Source organism: Paracoccus sp. (in: a-proteobacteria) (assembly GCF_030538755.1).
Taxonomy (GTDB): domain Bacteria; phylum Pseudomonadota; class Alphaproteobacteria; order Rhodobacterales; family Rhodobacteraceae; genus Paracoccus.
Window position 1 is genome coordinate 179,511 of sequence record NZ_JAUNTJ010000001.1, and the last position, 22,465, is coordinate 201,975.

Annotated in this window: 24 protein-coding genes; 10 read left to right on the forward strand and 14 right to left on the reverse strand. The window is 65.4% G+C overall.

Features of this window, described 5'->3' with window-relative positions; translation table 11 throughout:
- Positions 1-90: 90 nt before the first annotated feature.
- The 3 genes from Q4G14_RS00925 to Q4G14_RS00935 are packed head-to-tail and all read left to right on the forward strand — an operon-like array spanning position 91 to position 6,235.
- The gene (locus Q4G14_RS00925; protein ID WP_303359834.1) at positions 91-537 is read left to right on the forward strand and encodes a hypothetical protein; all 447 of its coding nucleotides are present in this window, start codon (positions 91-93) and stop codon (positions 535-537) included.
- The gene (locus Q4G14_RS00930; RefSeq protein WP_303359835.1) at positions 534-3,428 is read left to right on the forward strand and encodes a hypothetical protein; all 2,895 of its coding nucleotides are present in this window, start codon (positions 534-536) and stop codon (positions 3,426-3,428) included. The genes Q4G14_RS00925 and Q4G14_RS00930 overlap by 4 nt, the downstream gene beginning before the upstream one ends.
- Positions 3,429-3,439: 11 nt before the next feature.
- Complete coding sequence (locus Q4G14_RS00935; protein ID WP_303359836.1) at positions 3,440-6,235, forward strand: hypothetical protein; 2,796 nt, start codon at positions 3,440-3,442, stop codon at positions 6,233-6,235.
- Between the two features lie 253 nt (positions 6,236-6,488).
- Here the strand turns inward: Q4G14_RS00935 and Q4G14_RS00940 are convergent, their stop codons facing one another.
- The gene (locus Q4G14_RS00940) at positions 6,489-8,264 is read right to left on the reverse strand and encodes a M10 family metallopeptidase (protein WP_303359837.1); all 1,776 of its coding nucleotides are present in this window, start codon (positions 8,262-8,264) and stop codon (positions 6,489-6,491) included.
- A 185-nt stretch (positions 8,265-8,449) separates the two neighbouring features.
- Here Q4G14_RS00940 and rfbC point away from each other — a divergent pair, with 185 nt between their 5' ends.
- The 4 genes from rfbC to rfbA are packed head-to-tail and all read left to right on the forward strand — an operon-like array spanning position 8,450 to position 11,750.
- Complete coding sequence (gene rfbC / locus Q4G14_RS00945; protein WP_303359838.1) at positions 8,450-9,004, forward strand: dTDP-4-dehydrorhamnose 3,5-epimerase; 555 nt, start codon at positions 8,450-8,452, stop codon at positions 9,002-9,004.
- Positions 9,001-10,038 carry a dTDP-glucose 4,6-dehydratase gene (gene rfbB, locus Q4G14_RS00950; RefSeq protein WP_303359839.1) on the forward strand — a complete coding sequence of 346 codons (1,038 nt, stop codon included), beginning with the start codon at positions 9,001-9,003 and terminating at the stop codon, positions 10,036-10,038. The genes rfbC and rfbB overlap by 4 nt, the downstream gene beginning before the upstream one ends.
- A complete protein-coding gene (rfbD, locus tag Q4G14_RS00955; RefSeq protein WP_303359840.1) occupies positions 10,035-10,877 on the forward strand; it encodes a dTDP-4-dehydrorhamnose reductase in 843 nt (280 codons plus the stop codon). The genes rfbB and rfbD overlap by 4 nt, the downstream gene beginning before the upstream one ends.
- Positions 10,878-10,880: 3 nt before the next feature.
- The gene (gene rfbA / locus Q4G14_RS00960; protein ID WP_303359841.1) at positions 10,881-11,750 is read left to right on the forward strand and encodes a glucose-1-phosphate thymidylyltransferase RfbA; all 870 of its coding nucleotides are present in this window, start codon (positions 10,881-10,883) and stop codon (positions 11,748-11,750) included.
- Here the strand turns inward: rfbA and Q4G14_RS00965 are convergent, their stop codons facing one another.
- On the reverse strand, positions 11,751-12,362 hold the full coding sequence (locus Q4G14_RS00965; RefSeq protein WP_303359842.1) for a TetR/AcrR family transcriptional regulator: 612 nt from the start codon (positions 12,360-12,362) through the stop codon (positions 11,751-11,753).
- A 55-nt stretch (positions 12,363-12,417) separates the two neighbouring features.
- On the opposite strand from Q4G14_RS00965, the gene Q4G14_RS00970 reads away from it, so the two are divergent.
- The gene (locus Q4G14_RS00970; RefSeq protein ID WP_303359843.1) at positions 12,418-12,636 is read left to right on the forward strand and encodes a hypothetical protein; all 219 of its coding nucleotides are present in this window, start codon (positions 12,418-12,420) and stop codon (positions 12,634-12,636) included.
- On the opposite strand, the gene Q4G14_RS00975 is transcribed toward Q4G14_RS00970, so the two are convergent.
- From Q4G14_RS00975 to Q4G14_RS01020, 10 genes are read right to left on the reverse strand one after another with little or no spacing between them, the layout of a single operon-like run.
- Positions 12,596-13,561 (reverse strand): glycosyltransferase, encoded by a 966-nt coding sequence (locus Q4G14_RS00975; protein ID WP_303359844.1) that lies wholly within the window; start codon positions 13,559-13,561, stop codon positions 12,596-12,598. The two genes, Q4G14_RS00970 and Q4G14_RS00975, sit on opposite strands and share 41 nt — an antisense overlap.
- A gap of 56 nt (positions 13,562-13,617) precedes the next feature.
- Complete coding sequence (locus Q4G14_RS00980) at positions 13,618-14,130, reverse strand: hypothetical protein (protein ID WP_303359845.1); 513 nt, start codon at positions 14,128-14,130, stop codon at positions 13,618-13,620.
- A gap of 9 nt (positions 14,131-14,139) precedes the next feature.
- The gene (gene flgH / locus Q4G14_RS00985) at positions 14,140-14,886 is read right to left on the reverse strand and encodes a flagellar basal body L-ring protein FlgH (RefSeq protein WP_303359846.1); all 747 of its coding nucleotides are present in this window, start codon (positions 14,884-14,886) and stop codon (positions 14,140-14,142) included.
- Positions 14,887-14,889: 3 nt separating this feature from the next.
- A complete protein-coding gene (gene flgA, locus Q4G14_RS00990) occupies positions 14,890-15,303 on the reverse strand; it encodes a flagellar basal body P-ring formation chaperone FlgA (RefSeq protein WP_303359847.1) in 414 nt (137 codons plus the stop codon).
- On the reverse strand, positions 15,303-16,088 hold the full coding sequence (gene flgG / locus Q4G14_RS00995) for a flagellar basal-body rod protein FlgG (RefSeq protein ID WP_303359848.1): 786 nt from the start codon (positions 16,086-16,088) through the stop codon (positions 15,303-15,305). The genes flgA and flgG overlap by 1 nt, the downstream gene beginning before the upstream one ends.
- Before the next feature lie 13 nt (positions 16,089-16,101).
- Positions 16,102-16,818, reverse strand: a complete 717-nt coding sequence (locus Q4G14_RS01000; protein WP_303359849.1) for a flagellar hook-basal body complex protein — start codon at positions 16,816-16,818, stop codon at positions 16,102-16,104.
- 3 nt (positions 16,819-16,821) lie between these two features.
- Entirely contained in the window at positions 16,822-17,088 is a 267-nt protein-coding gene (locus tag Q4G14_RS01005) for a flagellar biosynthetic protein FliQ (RefSeq protein ID WP_303359850.1), read from the reverse strand.
- A gap of 10 nt (positions 17,089-17,098) precedes the next feature.
- Positions 17,099-17,389, reverse strand: a complete 291-nt coding sequence (gene fliE / locus Q4G14_RS01010) for a flagellar hook-basal body complex protein FliE (protein ID WP_303359851.1) — start codon at positions 17,387-17,389, stop codon at positions 17,099-17,101.
- 11 nt (positions 17,390-17,400) lie between these two features.
- Positions 17,401-17,790 (reverse strand): flagellar basal body rod protein FlgC, encoded by a 390-nt coding sequence (gene flgC, locus Q4G14_RS01015; RefSeq protein WP_303359852.1) that lies wholly within the window; start codon positions 17,788-17,790, stop codon positions 17,401-17,403.
- A 3-nt stretch (positions 17,791-17,793) separates the two neighbouring features.
- On the reverse strand, positions 17,794-18,180 hold the full coding sequence (locus Q4G14_RS01020; RefSeq protein WP_303359853.1) for a FlgB family protein: 387 nt from the start codon (positions 18,178-18,180) through the stop codon (positions 17,794-17,796).
- 99 nt (positions 18,181-18,279) lie between these two features.
- On the opposite strand from Q4G14_RS01020, the gene Q4G14_RS01025 reads away from it, so the two are divergent.
- The gene (locus tag Q4G14_RS01025) at positions 18,280-19,617 is read left to right on the forward strand and encodes a FliI/YscN family ATPase (protein WP_303359854.1); all 1,338 of its coding nucleotides are present in this window, start codon (positions 18,280-18,282) and stop codon (positions 19,615-19,617) included.
- A gap of 105 nt (positions 19,618-19,722) precedes the next feature.
- Positions 19,723-20,454, forward strand: a complete 732-nt coding sequence (locus Q4G14_RS01030; RefSeq protein ID WP_303359855.1) for a Crp/Fnr family transcriptional regulator — start codon at positions 19,723-19,725, stop codon at positions 20,452-20,454.
- Here Q4G14_RS01030 and Q4G14_RS01035 read toward each other — a convergent pair whose 3' ends face one another.
- The gene (locus Q4G14_RS01035; RefSeq protein WP_303359856.1) at positions 20,455-21,219 is read right to left on the reverse strand and encodes an extensin family protein; all 765 of its coding nucleotides are present in this window, start codon (positions 21,217-21,219) and stop codon (positions 20,455-20,457) included.
- The gene (locus tag Q4G14_RS01040; protein ID WP_303359857.1) at positions 21,219-22,400 is read right to left on the reverse strand and encodes a L,D-transpeptidase; all 1,182 of its coding nucleotides are present in this window, start codon (positions 22,398-22,400) and stop codon (positions 21,219-21,221) included. The genes Q4G14_RS01035 and Q4G14_RS01040 overlap by 1 nt, the downstream gene beginning before the upstream one ends.
- Between the last annotated feature and the right edge of the window lie 65 nt (positions 22,401-22,465).

Here is a 22,465-nt window from a genome sequence, read left to right on the forward strand (position 1 = left end):
TTTCCGGTTGATAACCTTTTAGAAACAGAACGGCTCTCCTGCTTGAAATGCGCAGGCTGTCCGCTGGGGCAACCATAACAGGAGATCGCTATGCTCACCACCGTCGAACTCAAGGGTAATTTCGATCGTCAGGACGGGGTGTCCTCTGTTTCGGGGACGCTGATTTTCACGCTGTCGCAACGTGATTTCGATGGATCGAGGGTTATTGAACCGGCGGCGCAGACCGTGCCCCTGGACGGTGAGGGCGAGTTTTCGGGCGTCAGGCTGTGGCCGAACGAAAGGGGGCGCGTGGGCAGCACCTATCGGGTGGAATATCAAAAGGCCGGTGCTGCCAAGCCCGATCTGATCGAACCGGCGCTGTTCGTGCCGGAAAGCGCCGGGCCGCTGGATCTGGCCGATCTGCTGCTGATGAACAACATCGCCCGCGAAACCCGGCTGAACCGGATCATCCCGATCACCGCAGACGTTTTTGCCCAGCGGCAGCAGGCCGGCACGCTGGTCGAGGCGCTGTATCTGGTCGAAGGGGAAGCGGCATGAGCCTGCAACGCTTTTTCGGGCAATTCGACCGCGCCGTGATCGTGCGCGCGGGGGTGGCGGCGGATGTGGCGCTGCTGCGCGCTGACGGCAGCTCGGTTCTGCGGCGCGCGGTGGTGCCTTCGGCGCCGGTGGCCGAGGTGGGCGTGGCGCTGTCGGGCGCGGCGCTGCCGGGGGAAACGATCACCGTGGTGCCGGGCGTCTATGCCGGGTTCCCGGATGTGTCGGTCAGCTATCGCCTGATCCGCGACGGGGTTTCCGAACCGCTGGAGGCGCTGGAGTTCGGCCTGACCGAAGCGGATCTGGACCGCAGCATCGAGGTGGTCGAGACGGCGGAAAACCCGCTGGGCACGGCGCAGACCAGCGCCTTGCTGAGCGTGGCGCGGCTGGCTCCGTCGCTGGTGGTGCCAAGCCATGGCGGCGCGGATGTGGCGACCGATGCCGAACTGCCGCTGGCTCTGGCGGAGCTGTCTGCCGATGGCACCCGCCCGCTGGACTGGGTGGCCGAGGGCTTGGGCGCGCATGTGGCGATTGCCACCGATGGCGCGGTTCCGGTGCTGCAACTGGTTTCCATGCCCGCCGAGGGCAGCCATGAGGTGGTGGTGCGCGCCGTCAACGCGGCGGGCGCGGCCGAGGCGCGCTTTGCGCTGACCGTGGCACAGCCGGAAATCCGCGCGCCGGGTCATGTCATGCTGTCGGCGGCGGATGCGGTGGTGGCGGCGGATGCCGAACTGCCGCGCGTTCTGGCGGTGGTGTCGGCGGACGGATCGGCCCCGCTGGATTGGGCGCTGGAACAGCCGGGTGATGCCTTTGCGCTGGAACAGGGCGAAGATGGGCTGGAACTGCGCCTGATCGCCATGCCCGATCCGGGCGTGACCACGGTGGCGCTGCGTGCCGCGAATGCGGCGGGGATGGCGCGTGCGCTGTTCGACCTGATCGTGACCGAGGCCACCGTTGCGCCGGGGCCGGTGGTTCTGTCGTCGCAGGCCGTGCGCGTGGTGCCGGATCAGGCGCTGCCGCTGGTGCTGGCGAATGTGGCGGCGGATGGCTCGTCCCCGATGGAATGGGCGGTGACGGGCAGCGAGGCGCTGATCCTGACCGAGGAAGACGACGTGGTGCAACTGGTGCTGATGGCCATGCCGGAACCGGGCGACCACAGCGTGCAGATCACCGCGAGCAATGCGGCGGGCGTGGCCGAGGCCGGCTTTACGCTGACCGTGGCGGGCGAGCTGAACCCGCCCGGCACCCTGACGCTGGATGCGGTGATGGCCGAGGTGCAGCCGGACGCCGAACTGCCGCTGCTGCTGACCACGCTGGTCAGCGATGGCACCGCTCCGCTGGAGTGGTCGCTGATTGGCGCTGACGGATTCTGCGCGCTGGAACCGGCGGGCATGGGCGCGCGGCTGATGCTGATCGCGATGCCCGGCCCCGGCGATCACGCGGTGCAGATTCAGGTGCGCAACCCGGCAGGCGTGGCCGAGGCGGGCTTTGCGCTGACGGTTGCCGATCTGGCCGAGGCTGCGCCGGTGCTGCTGTCGCCAGGCGCCGCCGGGATCGGCGTGGACGCGGAACTGCCGCTGCGGCTGGCCGAGGTTTCGGGCGGCACGGGTGCCGGTTGGGTGCTGAGCGGCGGCGACGGCTTTGCCGAACTGATCGCCACTGACGGGGGTGCCGAACTGGTGCTGGTGGCGATGCCGCAGGCGGGCCTGTGGCCGCTGCGGGTGCAGTCGGGCACGGCGGGTGCCGATTTCGCGCTGACCGTGACGGCGGCGGTTGTCGCGCCCCCTGCGGTCATGCCGCTGAAGCTGAGCGCGGGCGAGGCGCGCGAGGTGCGGGCGCTGGACAGTGGCGACATCATCTTTGCGCTGAGCGGAACAGAGCATGACGGCGAATATACCATCGCCAGCCACCAGATCGAGGCCGGTCATCCGGTTGTTCTGCGCCTGCCCCAGGTGACGGAATCGCCCGCAGGCACATTTACCGTGACGCGCGACGGGCTGTATGCCTGGCCCGAGGCGGACCCGGTGTCGGTCTTTGTCGATTGGGAAGTGGACGGCGCTGTGGCCGGGACGGGTGCCAGCTTTACCCGCGACCTGTTGCAGATGGATGCCGGGATCGACATGGTGGTGCGGTTGGTCAACCTTGCCTCGGTTCAGCAGCAGGCGGATCTGACGCAACGTGTCACCGTGCAGGCCCAAAGCCTGTTCTCGCCCGAAACCATGCGCTTTAACGCGGGCGAGGGTGATATGATGCGCTGGGACCGCAGCTTTGCGGATGTGCAGCAGGCGCTGGTGATGACGCGGTTCCGCTTTGACCCACAGGCCGGGACGACCGACTGGCGCGACAGCATGTTCCAGTTCAGCAACAGGTTCCAGATCAACGTATCCAGTGCGACGGGGGCGCTGCGGGCCTTTCTGCGTGCAGATCAGCCAACGGGCAACGCCACCAGCGGCTTTGCACAGACCTTGCCGATGAATGTTGTTCTGTCCCCCGGTGATCTGGTCGATGTGATCCTTGGATTGGGGGCATTTGGCCCTGATGGGGCGCGGATGGCCTATTCCACGGCGCGCATCAACAATGGCGAATGGCGGGATGGTGCCGTGATAAATGTTGGTGATCGTGTCATTCGTGCCGACTTTTCGACCGGCCTGCGTCTGGGCTTTGGCACCGGCAGCGCGCAGGCCCGTGGCAGCCACGATCTGCATCGCACCGCACTGTGGCTGGGTACTGCCGTCAATCGCGACGAGGCGCGCGAGATCTTTTTCCGCGCTGACGGTGGGCTGAAACAGCCCGAGGTGTCGCGCACCGTTCTGGGACAGCCGCTGATCGACGTTTATGACGGAGTCAACCACGGCACTGCGGGGGCACCTGATTTCATCACCGATCTGGCATAAGGGGGCGGCCCGTGACCTATCACATTTCGACCAAAGGGCTGGAAACGGCCCGCAACCTGATCTTTGTCCGCGACGGCGGAAGTGCCGAACCCGAGGCGCATACCGCCACGGCTGACTTTCTGGGGAACGCCTTTACGCGGCAGGCGAATGTCATGCAGGGACGGTTTGTGCCGCCCCTTATGGTGCGGCAGATTCAGCCTGACTCGATCGACCATGACCGCAATATCCTGCATTTCCCGCGCAATAGCATTGGCGGCTGGGACTCTTGGGTCAGCGGTTGGCTGGATGGTGCCGAGGTGGTGGCGTTCCGTTACGAAAACGGCCGCGCCATACAGGTGGGCAGCACCACGGTGACGCGCAGCGTGGTGCGGCAGGTTAACCCGCTTCACGGCGAAAGGCTGGCGCTGCCGCCGGGGATGGGCAGCTATCGCTGGTCGCCCGACGAGTGGTGGCGGCGCGGGGGCGTGGTCTGGATCGCGGTTGCGGCGCTGGATGAACAGGGCCAGCGCGGGCCATGGTCGGCGCCGGTGGCCTTTACCGTCGGCACCGGGCGCGGCGTCAAGGACGCCACTGACCAGGCCACGCTGATCGAGGCAGACAGCTTTCACCAGCAGGTGCTGAACCCGGCGCTGCCGGTGCCCGAAGGGCTGTCGGTGACGCCGCAGAACGACAGCCGCACTGCCGAAATCAACTGGACTCCGGTGCCGGGTCGGCGGCATGTGATCGGCCGGTCCTATGACCCAAGCTTTGAGCAGGTCGAAACGCTGACCGTCGCGGACAGTTCGTTCATGCGGGCAACCGATGTGTTCACCTTTCGCAAGTCGTTCGACCACCGTTACCGGCGCGAGGATGTTATCACCGACCGCCTGTGGGAAGCCTCGGCTGCGGGGCGGTTCGGGGTTTCGGGCATTGGCAACCTGGCAGACATGATGCCCGAAGGCGTCAGCTTTGAGTTCATGTCCGACGAGGGTGGCCCCTTCGTCCGGCTGCATGTGGCCGAGGGGCGCAGCCACACCATTCAAGCTGCGACTCATTCCGGCACCGAAGCATCATGGTATCACGTCCTTGACCCGGCGCGGTCTTACAACATCCATACGGTGATGCGAGCGGCGGCCCCCACGCAGTTGACGCTGCGGGTGGCAGAGGTGGGCGTCAGCAACATGACGCGCGAGGTCACGACCGAATGGACGGTGCGCGACAACATCTTTACCCCGACCAGTATGCTGCAATCGCCGGGTGCGCGGATGACGCAGATCGTTGTGCGGGGGCCGGTGCAGCTGGACATACGCCAGATCACCTTTTGCGAGGCGGGCACCGCGCCCTTTGCCGCCACCGCCGAGGAACGCAAGGTCATGCTGGCCAGTGCCGCCAGCCACATCCGCTTTCACGTTTTTTGCAAGACCAACCCCTGGACCTACAGCATGGAGGATTTTCTGGCCGAAACCGGCATCCCTGCGACCAGAGGCTGTTCCTTGCCGCAGCATTTGCGCATCCTGAAAGACCTGCGCGACAGCCCCGAAGGGCGCGATATGGCGGCGCGTGTCGGGCATTCGATCCTGAACCCGTGGATTCAGGTCGAACCGCCATGGTCGCGCGATCAGGACTGGCAGATGCTGGGCGGCTATCTGTGTTCGCCTTACGACCCCGCTGCCCCGGACAGCCCGGAACAGCGCGGCGCGGCGCTGCGTGTCAGTCAGGGGCAGATCAGGCCGTGGCAGGACGAATTCGACAGCATCCGTATCGAGGTCGGCAACGAGCCGTGGAACCGCATAGCGGCGTTCTATACCCTGACCGAAGCGGGCGGCGTTGGCGGCGGCACCTGGAACGGTGCCCTGCTGGACCGCGCGGCCGAAGGGATCATGGCGGCGCGCGGCTATGACGGCGGCAAGTTCAACTATTATCTGGGCGGCTGGTCCGTCAGCACGGCGTGGAACACCAGCAGCATCGCGGCCTCGCGTCATGCCGATTACATCGGCTATGCCGATTACAACGGCGGTTGGGACAGCGGCGTCAGTGAGGCGTATTCGGTCGATAACCCTGTGGCGGTGTTCAAGATGCTGGCCAATACCTCGGTTCAGGCGGGCACGGTTCCGCCACGGCTGCGCAACATGGCACGGCTGGTCGATCTGTGCCGCACGGCATCCGAAGGCCGCGCCAAGCCGATCCGCCCGCTGCATTACGAGGCCGGGCCGGGCTATGTCCTGAACGGGCTGAACGGCCACTCCGTGACCGCCGAACAGCGCGAAGGGCAGGAACGGCTGATGAAATCGGTGGCGGCGGGCACGGCGACACTGGATGCGTTCCTGTTCAACGCCGCTGCCGGTATCCACAGCACCAACTTTTTCACGCTGGGCGAGGGCGAGCATTGGAAGGCGCGGGCAAGTTGGGATCGTGGCGGCGCGTTCAACCCGCCGTATCAGTGGTTCTGCTTTGCCAACCAGCATCTGACCGGGCGCATCCGGGTCTTGCCGCCGCAGGTCGTGGATGTGCTGCATGACGAGGGTGGCACGGCGCAGGGCGATGTGGTGCGGGTTTACCTGATCGAGCGTCACAACGGCGAACAGGCGCTGGCCTTTGTCAATGTCGATGCCGAACGCTCGCACGAGGTCAGGGTGCGCTTGTCGCAGGGCGAAAAACGCTGGACGCGGCATTATATGACCGGGGATCTGCTGGACAGCAACATCACCGCGCAAACCGCCGATACGGTGTCGATTCTGTCAGAGCAGATGCCCGCAGGCTGGGGCCGCGCGTCGGTGGATGTGACCCTGCCGCCCGGCAAGGCCGAGGTCTATATCGCCGCCGCCTGACAACGCTGCCAAAGCAAACGCCCCGCAATCGCGGGGCGTTTTGCCGTGACAAGGGGGCGGCCTGGGCAGGTAATCGCGAGGCGTTGCGCGTGGTCTGCCGGATGACGGGCAGGGCAGGTTGCCTTGCCGTGCCCGCCCTGACTGGCACATGCGCGGCGGGCGAGGCGGCGCGGATTTGCCGACGGATGCCGGGCAGGGCGGCTGTGTCCCCCGTGCCCCGCATCCGCGTTGGCCGGTTTGCCCCCCAAGGCCCCTACAGGATCAGCGCGCCGTCGGGCAATGCGCCGAGGTTTTGCAGCAGGATGGCGAAATCGGCGCGGTTGTCGCCGTTAAGATCCGCGCTTAGCCGCAGGTCGTTTCCTTCCTGCTGGGTGCGCAGTTGGCGCGATCCGCCGGTAAAGGCCGCGTCGCCGATAAAGGTCAGCCGCAGGGCCGACAGATCCAGCCGGTCCTGCGCGGCGTTGAAGTCGGTGATGACATCGGGCGCGCTGACCCTGGAATCGGACAGCGCGCGGAACACGAACAGATCGGCCCCGGCCCCGCCCGTCAGCGTATCCGCCCCGGCCCCGCCGATCAGCGTATCATTGCCCGAACTGCCCGACAGCAGATCCCTGCCGCTGCCGCCCATCAGGCTGTCATGCCCGGTGCCGCCGTGCAGCGAGTCGTCGCCATCGCCGCCGTGCAGCGTGTCATTGCCCGCGCCGCCGTTCAGCACATCATTGCCGCTGTCGCCATGCAGCCGGTCGTTGCCATCGCCGCCGCGCAACAGATCACTGCCCGGCCCCCCGTTCAGCGTATCGTTACCCGCCGCGCCGTTCAGCGTGTCTTTGCCGGCTCCGCCATTCAGAAGATCGTTGCCGGTGCCGCCGTCCAGATGGTCGTCGTTGTTGCCGCCCCACAGAACGTCATTGCCATTGCCGCCATACAGGCGGTCGGCGTGGTCGCCCCCGTGCAGCGTGTCGTTGCCATTACCGCCGAACAGGGTGTCGCGCCCACTTTCGCCATACAGCAGATCATTGCCCGAGCCGCCCTCGATCCGGTCCCAGCCCGAGCCGCTCCGGATGGTATCGTTCCCGCCCACCCCAAGGATGGTGTCGTTGCCCGCACCGCCCCGGATCAGGTTGGAGGCCCCGTTGGCGGTGATATGGTCATTGCCGCTGCCGGCGAAATAATTCTCGATCACGGTGTCATAGGCGATGCCCATGATGCCCTTCAGGCCCAGAATGTCGGAAAACTGGTTCTGCCCCAGCCGCACCACCTGATCCTTGGTGTCGCGCGACATGTTGATCGTATCGACCCCGCCCTGATCGTAGATGGTGAACATGATCGGCTTGCGATAATCGCCCGCCTTGATCCAGTTCGACACGGCCTTGTGAATGCCGGTCGTATTGCTGCCCCAGCCATAGGTGGTGTTGCCGGTCGCCACGCCGGTCGGCTTGCCATAGATCTGATGGATCGCGATGATGTCGGCAGGCATCGGCGTGACCGCATAGGCATAGGATGCGTTGATGGTGGGGTTATCGTCCGGCGCGAAATAGGACATGACCGACAATTGCCAACTGTCGTTCGCAAACCAGTTGTCGCGGCCATAGCGCGCCTGACCGTTGTAAAGCCCGGCGTGCCCCAGACCCAGAGCATGGCCGATTTCATGCACCCATGTCTGCATGTAATAGCTGTTCAGGCTGCTGCCGTAATGCACCGACCACCATGAATCGACGTTGATCTCGGCCGAAACCAACCGTCCCGTCGTCGTCATCGTGGATTCGGTATAGGCGCCGCCGCCGAAATCCGTCAGCTTAATCGAGGACGAGCCAATAAACCTGCTTGGCGTGAAGGTGATCCCCGAAACCGAGGACCATGCGTCAAGGGCCAGTTTGGCGATCGCTGTTTCCTCGTCCGAAAGGAACGCGCTGTCAACACTGACCGTTTTTGACGAATCCAGATGCCATTTGCGCGCGATCTGCCCCGTTTCCGCCCAATAGGTCGAGGTCAGATAGGTTGCAAGCTGTCGCGCGGTCAGTGTTTTCATATCGTGCAAAAACCCTGTCTGTGGATGGCAAGACCATATTGCCGCCTAACACGCAGGTCATTCTGCGACAACATTGGAAAAACAGCGCATTTGACACAAGACGGACAGACCCCGCCATGCAGAGGGGTGACTTGACCACAAGACGGCACTATAAGCGCGGTCGATTGTGACGAGTAAGGTCGATAATGCGTATAGAACCAACCGCTATCCCGGATGTTCTGGTCATCACCCCGGCGCGCCACGGCGACGCGCGCGGCTTTTTTTCCGAAAGCTGGAACCGCCGTGCGCTGGAACAGGCCGGGGTCAGCCTGCCGGAATTCGTGCAGGACAACCATTCGATGTCATCTGCCATCGGCACCTTGCGCGGACTGCATTATCAGGCCCCGCCCCACGCGCAGGGCAAACTGGTGCGCTGTGGCCGCGGGCGGCTGTTCGATGTGGCGGTGGATGCGCGCATCGGCAGCCCGACCTATGGGCAGTGGGTGGGCGAGGAACTGTCGTTCGAAAACGGGCGGCAGTTGTGGATTCCGGCCGGGTTCCTGCATGGCTTTGTGACCCGCGAACCGGATACCGAGATCGTCTATAAATGCACCGATCACTATAACCGCGATGCCGACGGGGCCGTGCGGTGGGATTCGCTGGGGATCGACTGGGGCGTAGATGCGCCGGTGCTGTCGGAAAAGGATGCGGCGGCGCCCGCCTTTGCTGACTGGACATCGCCATTCGGGGGGCAGGCATGAAGATTCTGGTAACGGGCGGGGCAGGGTTCATCGGCTCGGCCGTGGTGCGGCTGGCGATTGCGCGCGGGCATCAGGTCGTCAATCTCGATGTGCTGACCTATGCGGCCAATCTGGAAAACGTCGCCAGCGTGGCGGGCGATCCCGGCTATGCCTTTGAACAGGCCGATATTCGCGACCGCGCGGCGCTGGACCGGGTGTTTCAGACCCACCGCCCCGATGCGGTGATGCACCTTGCCGCCGAAAGCCATGTGGACCGTTCCATCGACGGGCCGGGCGCGTTCATCGAAACCAATGTGACCGGCACCTATAACCTGCTGGAATCCGCCCGCGATTACTGGACGCGCGAGGGCCGGCCCGAGGGGTTCCGCTTTCACCATATCTCGACCGATGAAGTGTTCGGATCGCTTGGCGAGACCGGCCAGTTCACCGAAACCACGCCCTATGACCCGCGCAGCCCCTATTCGGCGTCCAAGGCGGCCAGCGATCATCTGGTGCGAGCCTGGCACGAAACCTATGGCCTGCCGGTGGTGCTGACCAATTGTTCCAACAATTACGGCCCGTTCCACTTCCCGGAAAAGCTGGTGCCGGTGGTGATCCTGAACGCGCTGCATGGCCGCCCGATCCCGGTTTACGGCGACGGCGGCAACATCCGCGACTGGCTCTATGTCGAGGATCACGCCGATGCGCTGCTGCTGGTGCTGGAAAAGGGCGAAATCGGCCGCAGCTATAACATCGGTGGCGAGAATGAGGCCAAGAACATCGACCTTGTGGCGGTGATCTGCGCCCATATGGACGAATTGCACCCCGAAGGCGCGCCGCACAGCAAGCTGATTACCTTTGTCAGCGACCGCCCCGGCCACGACCGCCGCTATGCCATCGACCCGACGCGGATTCGGGATGAACTGGGCTGGCGGCCCTCGGTCACCATCTCTCAGGGGCTGCGCCGCACGGTTGAATGGTATCTGGCCAACCGCGACTGGTGGGAACCGCTGCTGTCGCGCGAAGGTGTGGGCCAGCGGCTGGGCAAGGCATGATGCTGGTTTTCGGCAAAACCGGGCAGGTCGCCCGCGAACTGGCCCGCCGCGCGCCGGATGCGCGCTTTCTGGGCCGGGATGACGCCGATCTGACCCGCCCCGAGGCCTGCCGCGATGCGATCATGGAGCTGTCGCCCTCGGTGGTGGTGAACGCCGCCGCCTATACGGCAGTGGACAAGGCCGAAACCGACGCGGATACCGCGATGCTGGTCAATGGCGAGGCGCCGGGCGCGATGGCGCGGGCCTGCGCCGCGCTGGGGGTGCCGTTTCTGCATGTCTCGACCGATTATGTGTTCGACGGTTCGGGCGAACGTCCGTGGCAACCCGGCGATGCCACCGGCCCCTTGGGCGTTTACGGCGCGACGAAACTGGCGGGCGAAGAAGCCGTGCGCGCCAGCCGCGCCCGCGCCGCGATCCTGCGCACAAGCTGGGTGTTTTCGGCGCATGGCGCGAATTTCGTGAAAACCATGCTGCGGCTGGGGGCGGAACGCGACCGGCTGACCATCGTGGCCGACCAGATCGGCGGGCCGACCCCGGCGGCGGCAATTGCCGATGCGTTGGTGTCGATGGCCGGGCAGATGCAGGCGGGCAAGGACGGCGGCGTTTACCACTTCTCGGGTGCGCCGGATGTGTCATGGGCCGATTTCGCGCGCGAGATTTTCGCGCAGGCCGGGCTTTCCCCGGTGGTCGAGGATATTCCGACCAGCGCCTATCCCACGCCCGCACGCCGTCCGGGCAATTCGCGGATGAATTGCGACAGTCTGCTGGCCGATTTTGGTGTTGCGCGCCCCGACTGGCGCGCTGGTCTGGCCAAGGTTCTGGCCGAGTTGAAAGGTTAACACATGCAGCGCAAGGGCATTATTCTGGCAGGCGGTTCGGGCACGCGGCTGTATCCGATCACCATGGGCGTGTCGAAACAACTGCTGCCGATCTATGACAAGCCGATGATCTACTATCCGATCTCGGTGCTGATGCTGGCCGGCATCCGCGAGATCGCGATCATCACCACGCCCGAGGATCAGGCCCAGTTTCAGCGCCTGCTGGGCGATGGGTCGCAATGGGGGCTGCGCTTTGAATGGATCGTGCAACCCAGCCCCGACGGGCTGGCGCAGGCCTATCTGCTGGCGCGCGATTTTCTGAACGGCGCGCCTTCGGCTATGGTCTTGGGCGATAACATCTTTTTCGGCGTCGGTCTGGGCAAGATGCTGGCCGAGGCCAGCGCGCAGGAAGCCGGCGGCAAGGTGTTCGGCTATCATGTGGTTGACCCGGAACGCTATGGCGTGGTCGATTTCGATGCGGACGGGCGGGTGCGCTCGATCATCGAAAAGCCGCCGGTGCCGCCGTCGAACTATGCCGTGACCGGCCTGTATTTCCTCGACGGCACCGCGCCGGAACGCGCCGCACAGGTGCAACCGTCCGAAAGGGGCGAGCTGGAAATCACCACCTTGCTGGAAAGCTATCTGGCGGATGGCTCGCTGACGGTTGAACTGATGGGGCGTGGTTATGCCTGGCTGGACACCGGCACCCACGCCAGCCTGCTGGATGCGGGGAATTTCGTGCGCACGCTGGAAAACCGGCAGGGCCTGCAAACCGGCAGCCCCGACGAGATCGCGTTCCAGCAGGGCTGGATCAGCGCCGATCAGCTGCGCGACCGGGCGGCGAAATTCGCCAAGAACGATTATGGCCGCTATCTGGGCCGGTTGCTGGGTTAATCAGGCGCGCAGATCGGCGGTCAGGGTTCTGACCAGCGTTGCCGCCTGATCCGGCGCGGGCAGGGCGTCGGTCAGCAGCAGATACCACAGCATCGCGATCAGCCGCTGAGCCGCCTGTCGCGGCGACAACGCCGGGTTCAGTTCGCCCCTTTGCTGCGCGCGCGCAAAGATATGGTCCAGATGCAGCCAGCTTTCCTGCCGCTGCTGTTCCAGCGCCTGCCGGACGGTGGCATCGGTCTGCGCCTCGGCGATCAACAGCCGCAGCAGCGGGGCCAGCGGTTGCTGCCCGTCGCTGCCGTTCAACTGCCGCAACATGTCGGCCAGATGTGCGGTCAGATCCTGCATCATGTCGCCGCTGTCGGGTTCGGGCAGCGCCGATTTGGCTCGCGAATACAGCGCCAACAGCAGATGCGCCCGGCTGGGCCACCACCGATAAAGCGTGGCCTTGCCTGCGCGGGCACGGCGCGCGACCGATTCCATCGTCAGGCTGGCAAAGCCCTGTTCCGCGATGATCTGCATCGCCGCATCCAGAACCGCCGCTTCGGTCGCCGGGTTGCGGCGGGCACCGATCGAGGCGCGCGCTGTGTCGGCCGGCGAGGTTTGTGCTTGCATATCGGAACGATCCGTTCTATTAATCGAGACGCGACGTCTCGATAGGTGTTTTGCCATGACCACGCCCGCCGCTCAACCCTCACGTATTCGCTTGGCCCTGCTGGTGTTCGCCTTTGTCTATCCGCTGGTGACGCTGGGGCTGATGGTCCTGATTGCCCTGACGCCGGGCTGGCCGCTGCCGGTGCGGACGCTGATCTTGGTGCCGCTGGTGGTCTGTGCGATGATCTGGGGGATTATCCCGCTGATCCATCGCCGGTTGCATCACCTGCTGTAACGCACCGCAGTCTCCCCATCGCAGCGGCGGCATATAGCGCGGCGGTGCCTGCGGTTTCGTGGCGGTAAAGTCCCAGCCGCGCCAGCCGCGCCGCCGCCACGGGGCCGGGCGCGTGCAGAGCGGCACCGAAATCGTGCAGCACGGCGCGGTTGCGGGCGGTCAGCAGATCGCCCGCCCCGGTCAGCGCCGCGTGATTCGCCGCCAGCCAGCCGCCGAAACTGCCGTCGAACAGCATGGCCAGCCGCTTGCGTCGGGCGGCGGCGGTGTCGTTGCGCCCCATCTCGTTCGCGCCGTGCTGACGGTATTTCAGTACCGGCGTATCGTCTTTGAGGATCGCGCCGCCCGCGCCCGCAATCAGTTGATAGGCCCACCAGTCATGCGACACCACATGTGCCGCCCGCGCCGCCGCCGCGCCCGCTTGCAGAATTGCGGCAGCGGCGGGGTTGAAGACGCTGGTATTTCCCGCCGTGCAGGCCTGCACCAAAGCATTGCGCAATCCGAATGGCCGGGCAAAGCGCGGCGATTCGGTCAGCACGTTCAGATCTGCATCGCAGATCAGCGTGCGGGCGGAATAATGCGCCGGGCCGGGCCGGGGCGTGGTCATCGCCACGGCGCGGTGCAGCTTGTCGGGGTGCCAGTCGTCATCCTGATCGGAAAACGCCAGCCATGCGCCCGGTGCCGCCTGCGCGATCAGGTGCAGGAAATTCGCGGTCGCCCCCGCGCGCGGGCCGTCGATGATCTGCACCTGCCCCGGCGTGTGGCCGGCGGCGAAACCGGCGATCACCGCGCGCGTATCGTCGGTCGATCCGTCATCCGAACAGATCAGCCGCCAGTTCCGATGCGTCTGGGCGGCGATGCTGGCCAGTTGCCGGGGCAGGAACGCCGCCCCGTTATAGGTGGCCATCAGGATCACGATCTGCGGCATCGGCGCCCTTTCGGTTTGCGCGGGTGTGCCATTCCCGCGCCCGCGCCGCAACCGGGTCAGACCTCTTTGCGGGCGATGTCTTCGATCAGGACGGCGTGGACATCCGGCCCGGCCACCCGCTGCGCGGCGTTCAGCAAGGTCGAGCGCAGCGGCTCCAGCCGGGCATCGGCGGTAAAGTTGCCGTCGAACCCGCCGGTGTTGGCGTGGATCATCAGCGAGCGCAGCAGGGCGTCGCGCAGCCGCGCCTCCATATTTTCGACCTTGGGTCTGCTGGGGCCAGTCACCTCCAGCGAGACGGTCAGGATCATCATCGAATCGGTCTTGCCGTTGCGCACGATGGGCACAAAGAACTGGTTGGCAAAGCCGAACCACGCAAGTTCAACCGCTGCCCCCTCGGCGCCGTTTGCGGCGGGGGCTTCGTGCGGGGCGGCGGCGTGGTTCTGGCCCTCATCGTCCGGGGCTGCGGCGGCGGCATCGGCCTTGGCCCCGCCGCGCAGCATGTCGCCACCAAAAGCGCCGCCGATGAACGCCACCAGCGGCAGCACCAGCATCAGAATTTTCTTGACCATGGCTGAACCTCAATAGGGCAGAACGATGTCGGCCAGTTGCTGGCCATAGCGCGGCTGCTGCACATCGCTGATCTGGCCGCGCCCGCCATAGGAAATCCGCGCGCCCGCGATGCGGTCATAGGCCACCTCGTTGCGGCGGCTGATGTCTTCGGGGCGGACAAAGCCGCTGACGGTCAGTTCGCGCATCTCGAAGTTCACGCGCACCTCTTGCGTGCCCTGAATTTGCAGCACACCGTTGGGCAGGCGGTCCAGCACCGTGGCCGCCACGCGCAGCGTGACCTTATCCCGGCGCGAGATATTGCCGGTGCCTTTGAAGGTGGACGACGAATCCATATCGACCAGATCGGCCATGGTCGCGCCTTCGGGCAGTTTGCTGTCCAGCCGCTGCGGAATGCCCGCCAGCGAGGAAATGCCAGCTTCGTCCGAGGCTTTGCGCGACCGGCCGGTGGTGTTCGACATTTCGGCGCGGTCGTCGATCTGGATCACCACCGTCAGAATGTCGCCGCGCTGCGTCGCGCGGCGATCGCCCACCAGCGAGTTCTGAGAGCTTTCCCACAGCGAGGCGGCGGCCTCGGGGCGGCCGGTGCTGGGGGTGATTTCCAGCGGCGGATTGGTCATGGCGGCGAATTCGACCGAAGCCTGCGGTTCGGTCATGGTCGGCGGTTTGCCCAGATGGTCGGTGCGCCCGCAGGCGGCCACGGCCAGCGTCAGGCAGATCAGTTTGATGGCGGTTTTCACGAGGATTCTTCCATTCATGGATCAGTTGGTGACGGTCACGCTGCCGTCGGGGTTCACGCGCGCGGTCACGGTGCTGCGCGAGGCGGTGTTCATCACGCGGATCACATCGCCCGCTGCGCCTTCGGACAGGGCGCGGCCCTCGGCCTCGATGCGCAGCGCGCCGCGCTCATAGGCCAGCCGCACGATCTGGTTGCGGTCCACCAGACGCGGGGCGCGCAGGCCCGAGGCGGTGACGGGGCGGCCTTCGTAGATGGTAAAGCGGGTCTGCTGCCCGATGGCCTGCCCGGCATCGCTGATGCCGCGCGCGTCGGCGGTGCGGATCAGGTCGGATTCGGAAATCACCGTTCCGGCCGGCAGGGTGCGGGCGGCGGCCCAGCCTTCGGCCTGCGCCGGGCCGGCAGCGGCCAGCAGGGCGGCAAGGATCAGCCCCCGCATCAGCGCACCTGCACCGTTGCGCCCAGCATCTGGTCGGCGGCGGTGATAACCTTGGAGTTCAGTTCATAGCCACGCTGCGCCTTGATCAGTTCGGTGATTTCACGCACGGCATCGACCGAGCTTTCCTCAAGATAGCCCTGCCGCAGCGTGCCCAGACCCTCCAGCCCCGGCGCGGCGACCATTGGGGGGCCGGATGCCATGGTTTCCAGAAACAGGTTCGAGCCGACCGCCTCTAGCCCCTTTTCGTTCACAAAGCCCGCCAGCGTGATCTGGCCCAGCATCTCCGGTTCGGTCTGGTCGTTGAAATAGGCGTAAACCTCGCCCTGGGCGTTGATGGCGATGGACCGCGCCTCGGCCGGGATGGTGATGCCCGGCGCGACCTCGTAGCCGTCCGAGGTGACGATCAGCCCCTCGCCCGTGCGTTTCAGCCCGCCGTCGCGGGTATAGGCGGAAATGCCGGACGGCAGCGTGACCTCCAGATAGCCCAGACCCTCGATGGCCAGATCCAGATCATTGCCGGTATTCGTCAGCGAACCTTGTTGCAGGTTCACCGTTACGGCGGTCGGGCGCACGCCAAGGCCAAGCTGCACGCCGGCCGGAACGATGGTGCCGTCGGATGCGGTGATGGTGCCGGGGCGCGTCACCTGCTGATAGGCCAGATCGGCGAATTCGGCGCGGCGGGCATTATAGCCGGTCGTGGACATGTTCGCGAGGTTGTGGGAAATCACATCGACGCGGGTTTGCTGGGCGCTCATGCCGGTGGCGGCGATTTGCAGGGCTTTCATAGGGTTAAACCTTTCAGCGGCTCATGGCGGTGATGACGTTGCGGATGCGCTGATCCTCGCGGTCAAGGAAGGACTGGCCAAGTTCGTAGGCGCGCTGCACCTCGATCATGCGGCTGATTTCCTGCAAGGGGTTGACGTTGGAATCTTCCAGAAAGCCTTGCAGGATGCGGGGGTTTTCCAGCGGCTCGACCTCGCCCGAAGGGACGAACAGGGTGCCGCCGGTATAGGTGATGTCCTCGCGCGGGGGTTCGGCAAAGACGCCGATCTGCGCCACCGGCTGGCCGTCGGCGGACACCGTGCCGTCGGGACCGATGGCGATGCGGTCAACGCCGCCGGGGATGGCAATCGGGGCCTGCCCTTCGTCCAGCAGGCGATGCCCTTCGGCGTTCATCAGCTCGCCCTCGGGTGACAGCATATAGGCGCCCGCGCGGGTCAGGCGGTTGCCTTGGGGCGTCTGGACCATGAAAAAGCCCTCGCCCTCGATGGCGACGTCAAAGGTGCCGTTGGTCTGGCTGACGGGCGCGGCGGTCAGATCGACCAGCCGCCCGCGGGCATTGGCCATCGACAGCGTATCGCCGCGCCGGTCCAGCGCGGTCAGGTGTTCGGAAAAGATCACCCCCTCGCGGCGGAAACCGTTGGTGTTGGCGTTGGCGATATTGTTGGCGACGGTGCGCATTTCGTTCATCAGACCCGATTGGCGGGTCAGGGTGGCATAGATGGCGTTGTCCATGGCTCAGCTTCCGGCAATCAGCGGGATGATCTGCCCGGTGTAGAAATCGGACAGGGCGGTGGTCATAAAGCTCATCGTGACCCAGAAGACGATCAGCATCAGCCCGACCTTGGGCACGAAGGTCAGCGTCATTTCCTGAACCGAGGTCAGCGCCTGAAACAGACCGATGATGACACCGGCCACCAACGCCACGATCAGCAGCGGGGCCGAGATGCGCACCGCCAGCAGCAGCGCCTGACGCATCATGTCAAAGAGGATCGTCTCGTCCATCGGGGCGGCCTTACACCGGCATCCGCAGGATTTCCTGATAGGCCTCGACCACCTTGTCGCGGATGGCGACGACCGTTTCCAGCGCCAGCTGGGTTTCGGCCAGCGATTGCACCAGATCGTGGGTGTCGGCCTTGCCTGCCATGGTGGCGGTGGCGGTCTTGTCGGCCTGCTGCATCATCGCGCCGAATTCGTCGGCGGCGTTGCGCAGTTGCGGGGAAACCTGACCTTCTGCCGGGCCATCGGGTGCGGTGGCGCGGCGGGCGGTGGCATAGGCGTTGGCGGCGTTTACCGTCGTAATCATCTGAAATCCTTTCAGCGGCGCAGCAGTTCCAGAAGGGACGATCCCATCTGACGTGATTGTTCAAAGGCCCGCAGGTTCGCCTCATAGCTGCGGCTGGCCTCGCGGGAATCGGCGATCTCGACGATCAGGCTGACGTTCGATCCGGCATAGTATCCGGTCTCGTCCGCCATTGGGTGGGCGGGGTCGAAGACCTGCGGCAGTTCGGTCTGATCCAGCCGGGTGCGCCCCACCTGAACGCCGCCGGTCGGGCGGCCAAAGCTGACCTGTTCTTCAAAGCTGACCAGCTTGCGGCGATAGCCGGGCGTGTCGGCATTGGCGATGTTTTCGGACACGCGGCGCAGCCGTTCGGCCTGTGCCTTCATGCCGGATGCGGCCAGTTCTGTGGCGGAGATGCGATCCATCGCTTAGCCCCGGCCCAGACTGGTGCGCAGCATGTCCAGCCCCGATTTGTAGATCCCCAGGGCCAGATCGTGCTGCCGCTTGACCGAGGCCGAGCGCATCATCTCGTCCTCGATGGTGACGGTGTTGCCGTTGGGCGAGGCACCTTCGGTTTCCGCGATGATACGCGGGCTGCCACCGGACCACAGCGGTGCGGTGATATGGCGCGCACGGGTCGCGTTCATGCCCGAGGTGGACGGCCTGCCATAGCTGTCGGCAAACTTTTCCAGATCCTTGGCCTGATAGCCGGGCGTGTCGGCATTGGCGATGTTGCGGGCTGTCACCACCTGTCGGGCCACAGCGTGATTCGTCATGGCCCGTGCCATTTTCAACGTCGTAATTCTTTCAAACACCGAGGCTTCTCCCTGGTTCCGATAAACCCGGTCTTAACCCCGAATGGTTTAGAAACCCTTTCGACGCGGCAGAAATTCGCAAGACAGGAGAGTGCTGAGATGGAAAAACTGGAATCTATCGCCACCCGGATCAGGGCCGCGCGTGCGGCCCGCTATCATGGGCGCGTGCAGGCGATCCGGGCTGGAACGATCAGTGTCAGCGGGCTGAACGGGCACGCTTCTGTCGGGGATCGTGTTTCGTTTTCAATGCCTTCCGGGAATGTCGGTGGCGAGGTGATCGGCCTGTCGCAGCGCCATGCCAGCATCCTGCCCGAACGCCATGTCGAGGGGCTGTCGATCGGCGCGCCGACGGAACTGCTGTTCGCGCCGACGCTGGCGCCCTGCGAATCATGGATCGGGCGAATCATTGATCCCTTTGGGCAACCGCTGGACGGGCGGGTGTTGCCGCAGGGTCTGCGACCGATGCCCTATCGCCCCGATGCGCCGCCTGCCGCCCGCCGCCGCCGGCTGGGCGCGCGGCTGGATACCGGGCTGGCGGTGTTCGACACGCTGCTGCCTATCGTGCAAGGCCAGCGGATCGGCCTGTTCGCCGGCTCGGGTGTGGGTAAATCCACGCTGCTGTCGATGCTGGCCAAGGGGGTGCAGGCCGATGTCGTGGTGATCGCGATGATCGGCGAACGCGGCCGCGAACTGCGCGAATTCGTGGAAGAAACGCTGGGGCCGCAGGGCATGGCGCGCGCCGTGGTCGTGGCGGCGACCTCGGACCTGTCGCCCCTGGTGCGGCGGCGCTGTGCCTGGGCGGCAATGACCGTGGCGGAATATTTCCGCGATCAGGGGCGGCATGTGCTGTTTCTGGCCGATTCGATCACCCGCTTTGCCGAGGCGCATCGCGAAATCGCGCTGGCCGGGGGCGAAGCGCCCAGCTATCGCGGCTTTCCGCCCTCGACCTCGAACCTGATTATGGGGCTGGCCGAACGCTCGGGGCCGGGGGTCGAGGGGACGGGCGATATTACCGGCATTTTCAGCGTTCTGGTCGCCGGTTCGGATATGGAGGAACCCGTGGCCGACATCTTGCGCGGTGTGCTGGATGGCCATGTCGTGCTGGATCGCGCCATCGCCGAGCGCGGGCGGTTTCCGGCGGTGGATGTGGTTCGGTCGGTGTCGCGGTCTTTGCCGGCGGCGGCCAGTGCGGTGGAAAACGGGCTGATCGCCCATGCCCGCGCGGCAATGGGGGCCTATAGCGAATCCGAACTGATGATCCGTGCCGGCCTGTATTCGCCGGGCGCAGACCCCAAGCTGGACGAGGCGGTCAGGCTGTGGCCTCAGCTTGACGAATTCGTGACCCGCCGCACGCGGAATTGCGCCGACAGTTTTGCCTTGCTGGATCAGTCGCTGCGTCTTTCCGGCCCAGCAAAATCAGCGGTTAGAAAGGCTTGAGGCAAATTGGTCAGCCGGTCTTAATCAATGTTAGACATGGCGGTGCGCCCATTGCGCCGTCAGTGTCTATTTGCAAATGTCCGCCAGCTAAAGAGGAGGCGGGATTTGGCAATCACTGAGTATTTCATCCGCTATCTTCAACGCCGTGACACGCTTGACGACAAGGCGATCGCGCGTTTGCGGGCGATCCCGACCGAACATGTCATGTTCGGCCCGGACGAGGTTATCATCCCGTTCGACCGTCAGGTTCAGCGCAGTTGCATGATGCTGCGCGGCATGTCGGCGCGGTCGCATCAACTGGTCGGCCGCCCCGATGATCGCGTGATCACGGCGCTGCATGTGCCGGGCGATTTTGTCGATCTGCATGGCTTTGTTCTGGCGGGGTTGGAACATTCGGTTGTTTCGGTCGGCCCGACCGAGGTCGAATTTATCAACCACACCGAGCTGACCGAGATCACCGAAACGCATCCGCATCTGACGCGGCTGATGTGGATGTCCACCCTGATCGACGCCGCGATCCACCGGCAATGGCTGGTCGCGGCGGCCTCGCTGCGGTCAAGCGCGCATCTGGCGCATCTGCTGTGCGAGATTTACACCCGCCTGAACGCGGTCGGCGCGGCGGATTCGATGCGCTTTTCCCTGCCGCTGTTGCAGCGGGAACTGGCCGATATTCTTGGTTACTCGCCCATCCATATCAACCGGGCGGTGCGCGACCTGCGGGATCGCGCGCTGATTCGCTGGCAGGGCACCGAAATCGAGATCCTCGACTGGAACGGCCTGACCCGGCTGGCGCGGTTCGATCCGACCTATCTCGATCTGGAACGCACGCAGCGGTGATTACTGGCACAGCCGCCAGTCGCCGCGCCGCTGTGCCAGATCCAGATGCAGGTGGTCGTCATGCGCCTCGTCTGATCCGGGGCCAAGAACCGTGGTAAAGAACAGGCAGGCGGTCGCACGGGCCGCGCGCTGAAACGCCATTTCGGGCTGGCCCGACCCTTCGCGCGGCTCGACCGCCAGATCGGGGGCATCGGCAAAGGTAAAGGCCATGATGTCCAGCGCATTGCCAAAGGCATGTTCCGACATTCTGCCCGACCCGGCATCGCCGCCAACCCGCCCCCGGCACTGATAGGTCGATCCCAGCCGGTATCCGCTGATCTGCGGGGCACCGGGCAGGCGTGCGGCGGCGGGGCGCGCGAATTCGCGCGTCCACAGCGCCAGCGACCGCGCCATTTCGCAGCGCATCGCCGCGCCGCCATGCAGCGTGATGCCGGGCTGAATATCCTGCACCAGAACCGGGCGGTCGATGCCGCAACCGCTGTTGTCGGGGTCGGTCACGGGAGGCTGTTCCTGATAGCGCACGCCCAGCATCGTCAGCGCCAGCAGACAGGCCGAGTGGTCAAAGTCGCTGGTCGCGAACTGCTCGCGCCCCGGTGCGGCAGGCTGCGCCATCGCTGCGGTCTGGGGCGGCTCGGGCGCGGGTTCAGGCGCCGCCTCTGGCCGCGTCGGGGGCCGGGTGTCTGGTGTCGGCTGGGACGCAGGTTGCGCCACCGCGGCAGAGGCACCCGCCACAGCCGCCGCCAGCACCCAGAGCCGCAACCCCATCACAATCCCCCGGCGGGCGCGGGAATAATCGTGGTATCTTGCGGCAAGGCATCGCCCAAGGCGCGTGCCAGCGGATCGGCCAGTTCCTCGGTGGTGTTTTCCTGCACCTTGTCCGCCGCAGTTTCCGCCGCTGCCGTCGTTTCCGTCACCACCGGGGTTTGCGGCACAGCCACGGGCACGGTGACGCCGGTGGCATCGGCGATGGTCACGCCCGGTTCCAGAAAATGCACGCGCGTCACGCCCGGCTGCACCAGATGCGCCAGCTCGCGCGCATCCCAGTTGGTCAGCCGAACGCAGCCATAGCTCTGGTTGCGGAACAGTTGCGACGGCGTGGGCGTGCCGTGAATGCCATAGGTCGGCTTGCTGAGGTCGATCCAGACCGTGCCGACCGGCCCGTTCGGCCCCGGCGGCACCACCAGCACGCGGTCATTGCTGCCCTGCTGAAAATTCCGCGACGGGTTATAGGTATAGGTCGGGTCCAGCGCCACCGCCCGCACCATCACCTCGCCCGAAGGCGAGGGCGTGGCATCCGAGCCCACGGTCGCCGGATAATCGGCCAGCATCCGGCCATTGGCATCATAGGCGGCAACGCGGCGGGTCGCCTTGTCGATGTAAATATCCGCCACCTTGCCCCGCAGCCGTGGCGCGGGGGCCATCACCCTGATCGTCGCGCCCGGCACCAGATCGACGCCGGGGTTCAGAAAGGCGATGAATCTTTCGTCCATGTGGAACTGCTCACCCAGCTTTTCGGCGATGCTGGTAAAGCCCATATGGCTCATCTGCGCCTTTTCCGCGTAATCGACCGGGATCGCGTCCACCAGCCCTTCGGCATCGGCGGCGGTGATGGTATAGTCCTGCGTGACCGGACGTTCGGCATAGGCTTGCAACATGGCCCAGACGGCGTGATCCATGATCCCGTCCATCGGCAGCCCGGCGCGGCGTTCAAAGGCCTTGATCGCGCTTTCGCTCATCCCGCCCTTGAAACCGTCGATCACACCGGGCGAGGTGCCGCTGCGGTCCAGCAGAATCTGCACCTTGGCCGTCAGCGCCGACCGCCCCGCAGGCAGATCACCGCCGCCATAGGTCGCGGCCTCGATGTCTGCGGCCGAAAACGGCACATCCTGCGCCACGGCGGCAGAGGACAGCAACAGGGAACACAGGGCGATCAGACGCAGGGACATGGCGGACTCCGTTCGGTTTGCCCGGTAATGCGGCTTTCCCGGCACAAGCGCCAGCCCTCGCTGCC